The following is a 260-nucleotide window of genomic DNA, read 5'->3' on the forward strand; positions in this document are numbered from 1 at the left end:
TCGTGGCAATCATCGCAATCAAACGCTTGAGCAAAAAGCTGGTCATCTGCCGTCTCCCCCTCGCTTAACAAAATGTTGTACGTGCGGCAAGCTCTGTCATGACAAGCATTGCTTGGTAGGCCTCTAATATATTCTCTGCTTGATACGTCACCGTTGTTGTCCCTTCGATGATGGCCGTACCCGGCATTAAATTCGCCCATTCGGCTTGTCCATAATTGGCAAACTCGATTTTCAGCACTGGCTGCTCAGGAGGCGTGAGC

The 260-nt window shown here is 50.0% G+C and carries 1 protein-coding gene; it reads right to left on the reverse strand.

What is annotated here, in order from left to right; translation table 11 throughout:
* Positions 1 to 64: 64 nt before the first annotated feature.
* A partial coding sequence (locus AAEY72_RS15430; protein ID WP_352311480.1) for a M55 family metallopeptidase occupies positions 65 to 260 on the reverse strand: 196 nt, incomplete at its 5' end.

This window comes from Psychrobacter sp. W2-37-MNA-CIBAN-0211, assembly GCF_040309405.1.
Lineage (GTDB): Bacteria > Pseudomonadota > Gammaproteobacteria > Pseudomonadales > Moraxellaceae > Psychrobacter > Psychrobacter glaciei.